This is a genomic window from Azospirillum aestuarii, assembly GCF_016632405.1.
Taxonomy (GTDB): domain Bacteria; phylum Pseudomonadota; class Alphaproteobacteria; order Azospirillales; family Azospirillaceae; genus Azospirillum; species Azospirillum aestuarii.
The window spans coordinates 1-6,901 of the sequence record NZ_JAEPIV010000071.1 but is presented as its reverse complement, the minus strand read 5'-3'; the positions used below and the strand labels follow the sequence as shown (position 1 = coordinate 6,901).

General features: G+C 61.2%; 12 protein-coding genes. 4 read left to right on the top strand and 8 right to left on the bottom strand.

Translation table 11 applies throughout. The annotated features are described in order from the left end of the window. The first annotated feature begins 105 nt into the window (after positions 1 to 105). The 4 genes from JJL56_RS32505 to JJL56_RS32495 all read left to right on the top strand — a co-directional run bounded on the left by JJL56_RS32505 (position 106) and on the right by JJL56_RS32495 (position 1,901). Complete coding sequence (locus tag JJL56_RS32505; protein ID WP_200487900.1) at positions 106 to 561, top strand: cupin domain-containing protein; 456 nt, start codon at positions 106 to 108, stop codon at positions 559 to 561. A 209-nt stretch (positions 562 to 770) separates the two neighbouring features. Then, positions 771 to 1,466, top strand: a complete 696-nt coding sequence (locus tag JJL56_RS32500; protein WP_200487899.1) for a hypothetical protein — start codon at positions 771 to 773, stop codon at positions 1,464 to 1,466. Between the two features lie 99 nt (positions 1,467 to 1,565). Further along, positions 1,566 to 1,697, top strand: a complete 132-nt coding sequence (locus JJL56_RS33845; RefSeq protein WP_282188974.1) for a hypothetical protein — start codon at positions 1,566 to 1,568, stop codon at positions 1,695 to 1,697. Positions 1,698 to 1,712: 15 nt separating this feature from the next. Continuing rightward, positions 1,713 to 1,901: a helix-turn-helix domain-containing protein gene (locus tag JJL56_RS32495; protein ID WP_200487898.1), complete on the top strand. Its 189-nt coding sequence runs from the start codon at positions 1,713 to 1,715 to the stop codon at positions 1,899 to 1,901. 260 nt (positions 1,902 to 2,161) lie between these two features. Here the strand turns inward: JJL56_RS32495 and JJL56_RS32490 are convergent, their stop codons facing one another. From JJL56_RS32490 to JJL56_RS32455, 8 genes are all read right to left on the bottom strand, one after another. Continuing rightward, on the bottom strand, positions 2,162 to 2,371 hold the full coding sequence (locus JJL56_RS32490) for a phage tail assembly chaperone (protein ID WP_425599166.1): 210 nt from the start codon (positions 2,369 to 2,371) through the stop codon (positions 2,162 to 2,164). A gap of 113 nt (positions 2,372 to 2,484) precedes the next feature. Next, on the bottom strand, positions 2,485 to 2,973 hold the full coding sequence (locus JJL56_RS32485) for a hypothetical protein (RefSeq protein ID WP_200487896.1): 489 nt from the start codon (positions 2,971 to 2,973) through the stop codon (positions 2,485 to 2,487). Between the two features lie 162 nt (positions 2,974 to 3,135). Further along, positions 3,136 to 3,525 carry a hypothetical protein gene (locus tag JJL56_RS32480; protein ID WP_200487895.1) on the bottom strand — a complete coding sequence of 130 codons (390 nt, stop codon included), beginning with the start codon at positions 3,523 to 3,525 and terminating at the stop codon, positions 3,136 to 3,138. A 13-nt stretch (positions 3,526 to 3,538) separates the two neighbouring features. Further along, positions 3,539 to 4,741 carry a phage tail tube protein gene (locus JJL56_RS32475; RefSeq protein WP_200487894.1) on the bottom strand — a complete coding sequence of 401 codons (1,203 nt, stop codon included), beginning with the start codon at positions 4,739 to 4,741 and terminating at the stop codon, positions 3,539 to 3,541. A 95-nt stretch (positions 4,742 to 4,836) separates the two neighbouring features. After that, positions 4,837 to 5,289: a hypothetical protein gene (locus JJL56_RS32470; protein ID WP_200487893.1), complete on the bottom strand. Its 453-nt coding sequence runs from the start codon at positions 5,287 to 5,289 to the stop codon at positions 4,837 to 4,839. A gap of 2 nt (positions 5,290 to 5,291) precedes the next feature. Beyond that, complete coding sequence (locus JJL56_RS32465) at positions 5,292 to 5,741, bottom strand: HK97 gp10 family phage protein (protein ID WP_200487892.1); 450 nt, start codon at positions 5,739 to 5,741, stop codon at positions 5,292 to 5,294. A gap of 82 nt (positions 5,742 to 5,823) precedes the next feature. After that, complete coding sequence (locus tag JJL56_RS32460; RefSeq protein WP_200487891.1) at positions 5,824 to 6,099, bottom strand: HU family DNA-binding protein; 276 nt, start codon at positions 6,097 to 6,099, stop codon at positions 5,824 to 5,826. A gap of 14 nt (positions 6,100 to 6,113) precedes the next feature. Further along, entirely contained in the window at positions 6,114 to 6,518 is a 405-nt protein-coding gene (locus JJL56_RS32455) for a Ros/MucR family transcriptional regulator (RefSeq protein WP_345772668.1), read from the bottom strand. Between the last annotated feature and the right edge of the window lie 383 nt (positions 6,519 to 6,901).

The window sequence follows — 6,901 nt, the reverse complement described above, 5'->3', positions numbered from 1 at the left end:
GGCGCCACCCATCGACGCGCCTTCGGGCAGCCCTTCCAAAACGCTGATGAATGATCCGGGCTAACGGAATATGGGCTTGTTCGTGAGTCGTATAATTCCACTGAATTGCATACCTTAGGCGTCGGTAGCAATAAAGTAGTTACTAGCTACGACATTCAGGCGCGTATCGCAAGAGATACGCTGGTCGTTGATGCGCCCTTTGCAAAGGAAATCAGGAAGTGGCAGATTCCTGTAGACATTTGTGAATGGAGAGTCTTGATAACAGAATATCCTCCAAATACCCTTGTCGAGCCACACGTCCATCCGGCCAACACCCCTGACCGGCCAGGCGGAAGCATGCGTACAGTCCTCAAGGGGTCAATTGAGTATGCGGGAAAGATTTTTGGCCCAGGAGATTGGTTTTTTATCCCAAATGGCGTTCCTTACTCATTTCGTTCGGATAAAAATAGAGAAACTATCGTGATGTACAAGTACGATTTCTTCGGAGTTGCGCAAGGTAACAGATTCTCCAGTCCAATAGAAATTGAGCGCTATCGAAATGGAATTGATTCAGTGGCATAGCAGGACATGCGTGCCCTACGAACGCCACCCCGCTTGAGCTTTTATACCAAGTCCCGCCGACCGTAACCGATCAAGGGGCCTGAATCGCCGGCATCCGCCGGTTGGCTCTGCGGGCACGATCCCGCGCGGCGGTCGCCGCTGATGCGAAGCCCTGAGGAGACCAATTCATCGGGGCTTCGCATTGACAGCTATCAATGGAGGTTGTGGAGATGATGTCCACAGCTTTCAAGTTCGATCATCACTCGTTCAATAACTTACCGGAAATTGAAGATTCTCACACCAAAATCGTGAAAGGAGGATTCCTTGATCATGCGTTGAACACTACGGGAACTTTGTTCATACGGCACGGGTTGTATGAAAATTGGGGGATCTCACTTCTTCACAAACACTGGGAAGTGTGCAACGGAGAAGTTCCTGTTCAGAGGGTTGTTGTTTCTGATAAAGGTGTGGAATATGTAACAAGGCCTGAAATGCTTTTTTCTGGAGATAAATTATCTCCTAACACAATAAAAGTTGAGAGTCCGAGAAGAACAATTCTTATTGAATACTCAGAAGATCCTGACGTAATTATGGCGAATAACATTTTGGCAGGCAGCCCGGACTTTATCATTGAATTCTGCGTTCTTATTAGCGAGAACGGATTTAATGACATTTTTGCCCTGTCTACCATCAAGCCACAAAGCCTTGGAAAGGAGTTTGTGGAGATGAATTATATTGGACGAATTTCAATTGTAATGGAGCGCAACGCCAAAGATCTTAATCGTAACTCGCTCATTGAAACAACGTGGCGCTTTAAACCAAAGGAAGCGACGCTGGGATGTGAGAGACTCTGCCAACGACGGTGTGTTGATTCTGGTAATGGCCACCGTTTTCAAGATCATCTTGCAATGCATCGTCCGACTTGACATGGCTGGAGCATTTTCCTGTCGGTCGGAATCGAAGGGGATTTCCCTGATAGGTGTAATCTAATTCAAGATGTGGGCTGATGAAGGAGGCCAGCCCGGATGACAGCACCTTTTTCCCTGGACCTGCGTGAGTGGCGGATCGCGGCTGTGGAGGGCGGGCGATCTTGCCGCTCGGCGGCGAAACGGTTCGGTGTGGTGCCCTCGACGGCGATCAAGTGGGTCGCTCTGTGACGCCGGGACGGCCAGGTGCAGCCCAAGCCGATGGGCGGCGACCGGCACTCGCAGCGCATGGAGACACATGCCCCGGAGATTCTGGAGCTGATCGAGGCCACCCCCGACCTCACGCTGGCGGAGATCGCGGCTCATATGGCGAGCCGGCACGGGCTGCGGGTTGCAGTGAGCACGGTCTGGCGCCTGCTGGAGCGGCACGCCTGACGGTCAAAAAACCGCGCACGCCGCCGAGCAGCAGCGCCCGGACGTGCTGCGTTGCCGGCGCGTGTTGTTCGACCGCCACCCCGATCTCCATCCTGAGCGCCTGGTGTTCATCGACGAAACCGGCGCCTCCACCAAGATGGCGCGGCTGTGAGAGCAATCCCCCATCATGAGCACATTGATAAATCGGGAGAGAGAACATTGGCAACGCTACTGTAAAAAGCTGCGTTTGCTCTAACATCCCGATGAATTGTACGCTCCGCTCACCCTTCTTGCCCTGGGCCGCCACCCTCCTTCGGCTTCAGGAACTCCAGGTCCATCGCGTGGATCAGGTCCCAGAAGTCGTCCAGATCATCGGGATCATCGATCCCGCACTGTTCCCGCCCGTACTGCGCGACGGCCGTCCACGGGATCTGTCCCGGCGCCATGCCGACGCCCCGGCAGGTGGTGAGCCGCCAGAAGGCGGCCCACACTCAATCGAGGGAATGATCGTTCTCCGGTTCTCCGTCCAAGGCGTTCGGGTCGAGACCGGAGGCGACCAGCCCCTCAAGGAAGTCCCGCTTGGGCTCCCAATCGAGGGTCCACCTCAGGCGGTCACGGAGTTTCCCGACTGGTCCTCCACGACCTTCTTGCGGAAGTTGCCCATTTCGGCCGCTTCCTTGTAGAAGTCGTTGAAGCTGTCCGGCTGGAGCGTGAACAGGGCGACGGCGTTCTCGACGCAGAACGGCGCTTCGGCGTTGGGGTCGATTCCTTCGGGAACGGTCTCGTAGATGTCGGCCATGACGACACCCTCCCACCTCGGGAGGAGCAGCTTTTCCGCGGCGGCCTGGATCAGCAGCTTCTGGAAGATGTCCTGCTGCTGCTGGGCCAGCGCTTCGTCGTTGGCGCCGACCTTGGAGTTCAGGAGGCGCTCATGCGGCTTGCGGAGGACCGTCATGCGGGCCTGGAAGGCGGTGTTGGAACCGCCGGCACGCTTGGGCCAGAAGGTCCAGTTGCCGATCTCGATGCGGATACCGGTGGAGGACTCCAGGTCGCGGTCGGTGCGGTAGAATTCACGGTTGGTCAGAACGGTCATGATCTCAGCTTTCCAATGTCGGTTGGATGTAAGGGGTAGGGCGGTGCCGACACACCGCCCCGTGACGCCCGCGATGAGCGAGCGCCGTCACCCTACCGGCCAGGGGCAGGCAGGTTTCCCGGCTGTCGGGCCAGGTTCTCGGTGTTCTGTTCGTGGGGCCGCTTAGCTCCGGCGGCGGGTGCGCGCGCTGCTGGGGGGCGTGGTCTCGGCAGTCGATTCCGCTTCCGTGACCGGCTCCGGCTGCTCGCCCAGTTCCTCGACGGGCACCGGCTCAACGGTCGCCGGTTCGGTGGTCACCTCCAGCTCCAGCTTGGTCCACATCTCCGGGTGGGAGATGGACAGCACCTCGGCCTCGCCCTCGAAGGCATCGACCTTCTGGAAGCCGTCCGGAAGTCCGGTGACGACGACGCTCTCGACGTCACCACCCTCGGTGCGCCGGAAATCGGACCGATCCGGGTCGGTCCAGATGAGGCGGAAACCGGTGTCCTCGACGCCGTTGATGGTGATGGTCCAGGTGTGGCCCTCAGCCCGCTTGATGTGCGCGTTCTGCATTGGATCGCCTCCCTTACGCCGCGAGCCGGTCGAGCTGGAAGGTCTTGCCGGTCACCGGGTCCGGGTTGCCCTCGACCTCGAACTTCGCGACAACCGGCTGGTTGCGGCCGCCGGCGACGATCTCGGGGTTGTTCAGGAAGCTGTTCAGGACGGTCAGGACATAAGCCTGGCCAGCGGCGTCCACCTGAGGGAAGGAGAGCGGCCCCGTCGCCTCGTTCCGATACCGGTCGTAGAGGTCGAAGGTCTTGAAATAGATTTCCGTGGTGCCGGTGGCGGAGAAGTCGCCGCGGATCATCCCCTCGGCGCCGGTCGCACCCATGCCGTAGTAGGCGGCGGCGCCTTCCTTCTGGAAGTTCAGGTTGAGCGCCCGCACCGTCGCGGCGACGACGGCGCCGTCCAGCAGCAGCCCCTGGAAGCCGGCGACATTGTCGATGACCTGCCCGGTGGGCGCCGGCATGACACCCCCCGTCGAGCTGTCGCCAACGGCCTTGACTTCCTGCTTGCTGAGAGCGTTGAAGCTGCCCGAGGTGAACTGGCCCTGCTGCGCGTTGATGCTGCCGCCGGTGAGAAAGGTGCCCGGATATGTCAGGTAGCCAGCGCTGCCGAGCTTCTTCTGCACGAACAGCGTCTGGACGTCGGCGCTGTTGCGGATCATGGAGCCCTTGATGGTCACGGCCGCGGCGGCGGGGGTCTCATCCACCAGCGTCTTTCCGACGACGAGCAGGGTCTGGTTGTCGGGCTTCGACCAGACCTGGACGTAGAACGAGGGCCCGTTCCCGGCGGGGCCCGCCGGGCCGCAGCCCTTCACCTTGATCCACTGCCGGACCTGCACGTTCTGGAACTTGTTGGCGGTGGTGCTGGTCATCTTGTTGCCGCTGGCGACGAAGGAAATATCGCCGCTGGCCCCGGTGATGTTGAGCTGGGCGCTCCACGACGAATTCAGCAGCGAGCACCAGAGGTCGTCATGCGTGCCGAACGACATGGCGAAGTTCAGCGAGCCGTCCGCCGATTCCTGCGTCGTCACCGCGGCGGAGACCTGCGCGGCGTCGTTGATCTCCTCCGGCCGGCGGCGCTCCTTCTTGCCCTTGAAGCCTTCGCCGGTAAAGCGGACGGCCTGGAAGGTCGTTGCCGGGGCCTCGCCCCAGACGGTTTCGAGGCCGTAGGACAGCTCGACATTGCTGGTCTCGACGGCACCCTGGTAACCACTGGTTCCCATTGGTTCACCTCTTAGCGGATGTGGAAAAGCGAAGGGCCGCCCGGATGAGCGGCCCTGGTTCGGGGGCTGCGAAGTGCTGTGTGGTGTGGCAGGCGTCAGTAGATGGTCTGGCGCAGGAAGGTGACGGTCACCGATCCCTGGTACCAACCGCGACCGTCCGGCCCGACGTCTGTGTAGACCATGCTGCGGAGGGCGAGCGGGCCGGGCTCCTGGAAGAAAGTGGCGAAGTCGGTCAGCACCTCGTCACCGTAGAGGGATGCCAGCGGCGCGCCGTCGGCTTCCGGGACGAAGACATCGATAAGGGCGAGGCCGGTGCTGCCGACGTTCACCACCCCCAACTCCAGCGGCTGCCCGCCGGCCGCTTTCCTGGAGAGGCGGATGTAGGGCTTCACGGCGCCGGTCACCGGGTCCTTGCAAGCCGTGTCGATGTCCAGCTTCTCGCCCCAGGGCTTGGCGATGGGAATGAGGGGATGGCGTTGCGCCCAGCCGCCTTCCAGGATGCCAAACAGCGTCTCCAGTTCGGCAGCGCTGCCATAAGGGGTCGCCATGCTCAGCGCCTCCCGGTGCCGTTCTCGCGCGCCGCCTGGGCGACGATCTGGTCAAGCTGGGACTGCACGTCGGCCATGGTGACGCGAACCATGCCCTCAGGAGCCTGCGCCGAATGCCCGTATTCGAGGCGCTTGATGTAGGCGGCACCGTTTGCGATCAGGATGGTGCCGTGGCCGACGACGGTGTAGCCGGCGAGCGCCGCGACATCGGCGGCGGTGTGGTCGCCGATGGGGCGCACCGCGACCTGATCGCCACGGACGAGGATCTGCCATTGGCTGCGGGCGTGACCGGTGTCGATCGGGGTCCTGCCGATGACGCCGTTGTAGATGGCCAGCGCCAGCCGCTTGGTGAGATCCTCCACCGTTGCGTCGAGTTGGTCGGCGAAGGCGCGCAGGTTCCGTGAGAACTCGAAGAAACCGCCTCGGCTGCCGGGCGCGGCTTTAAAAGGCATCGGTGCCTCCTGAAACGGGAAGGGCGCCACCAGCAGCCATGTGCCGGGGCGCCCTGTCCTGGTCGATGATGGGGGGTGAGGGTCAGTCCTCCAGCAGCCCCTTGGCCTGTTTGAAGGACACCTTCGTCATCGCGCGGAACGTCATGGTCTCACCGGTGCGGGGGTTCCGCCCCGGACGCTCCCCGGTGTGCTTCACGGTGAAGCCGCCGAAGCCGTGAAGCTGCACGGCGTTGCCGTTCTTCAGTTCAGCACCGATGGCACCCAGCACCATCTCCAGGGCCTCCCCGGCGGCTTTCTTGGTGACACCGTTCTTCTCGGCGATGGTGTCGATGATTTCTTTCTTGTTGCGCGTGGTCATGATCGCTGCCCCCTTCAGTTCCTCTTGCCGAGGCCGATGCTCTTCGCGAATTCCGACCGCTTGGCGGCATAGTTCGGGGCCGTCATCGGGTAGTCCGCGGGCAGACCCCACTTGGCCCGGTATTCCTCCGGAGTCATGCCGAAGGCTGAACGCAGATAGCGCTTCAGCATCTTCAGCTTCTTGCCGTCTTCCAGGCAGACGATGTAGTCCGGCGTCACCGACTTCTTCACCGGAACAGCCGGGACCAGTTCGACCGGTTCCGGAGCCTTGCAGCCGGCGGTGGCGAGGGCGCCATAGGTGATCGACACCAGATTGGGGATCTTGTCCGGAGCGACGTTGTGATTGCCGACATAGGCGGCGACGACTTGGGCGGTAAGCGCCTGAAGGCCGGCGTTGTCGGACGCGGCGGCAGTGTTCACTTGATGGGCCTCATGGATGTTTGGTGGTTGCTGTGCATCCACCGTAAGTCCGATGAGTTCTGACGAACAATACGGTTTCTTCTGCCTGAGGAATGCGAATTCCATTTTTGTGTTAGAGAATTCGCAACTCCGATATTTTCGGATTCAGCAGTGCCGCTTTATGGCACGCGATCACCCCAGGATCGGTGTGGCGTCGGTCGGGGCGACGGCCCGCAGGCGCGGCCTCAACGCCCGCCCGTAGACGCGACGATAGAGGTCCGCCACGGTGGGGTGTTGGCCGGGCCGGAACGGGCGCCGGTGCAGGGGTTTGAGTAGCAGTGGACACTGTTGGCGAATTCCGGGGGCTACGCGACGGATCGTTGGAGAGCGGCGAACCGGGAGAT

What these genes read in the sequence shown, in the direction of transcription:
- JJL56_RS32500 (WP_200487899.1), top strand. Translation starts at nt 771, where the DNA reads ATGATGTCCACAGCTTTCAAGTTCGATCATCACTCGTTCAATAACTTA.
- JJL56_RS33845 (WP_282188974.1), top strand. Translation starts at nt 1,566, where the DNA reads ATGACAGCACCTTTTTCCCTGGACCTGCGTGAGTGGCGGATCGCGGCT.
- JJL56_RS32485 (WP_200487896.1), bottom strand. Translation starts at nt 2,973, where the DNA reads ATGACCGTTCTGACCAACCGTGAATTCTACCGCACCGACCGCGACCTG.
- JJL56_RS32480 (WP_200487895.1), bottom strand. Translation starts at nt 3,525, where the DNA reads ATGCAGAACGCGCACATCAAGCGGGCTGAGGGCCACACCTGGACCATC.
- JJL56_RS32475 (WP_200487894.1), bottom strand. Translation starts at nt 4,741, where the DNA reads ATGGGAACCAGTGGTTACCAGGGTGCCGTCGAGACCAGCAATGTCGAG.
- JJL56_RS32470 (WP_200487893.1), bottom strand. Translation starts at nt 5,289, where the DNA reads ATGGCGACCCCTTATGGCAGCGCTGCCGAACTGGAGACGCTGTTTGGC.
- JJL56_RS32465 (WP_200487892.1), bottom strand. Translation starts at nt 5,741, where the DNA reads ATGCCTTTTAAAGCCGCGCCCGGCAGCCGAGGCGGTTTCTTCGAGTTC.
- JJL56_RS32460 (WP_200487891.1), bottom strand. Translation starts at nt 6,099, where the DNA reads ATGACCACGCGCAACAAGAAAGAAATCATCGACACCATCGCCGAGAAG.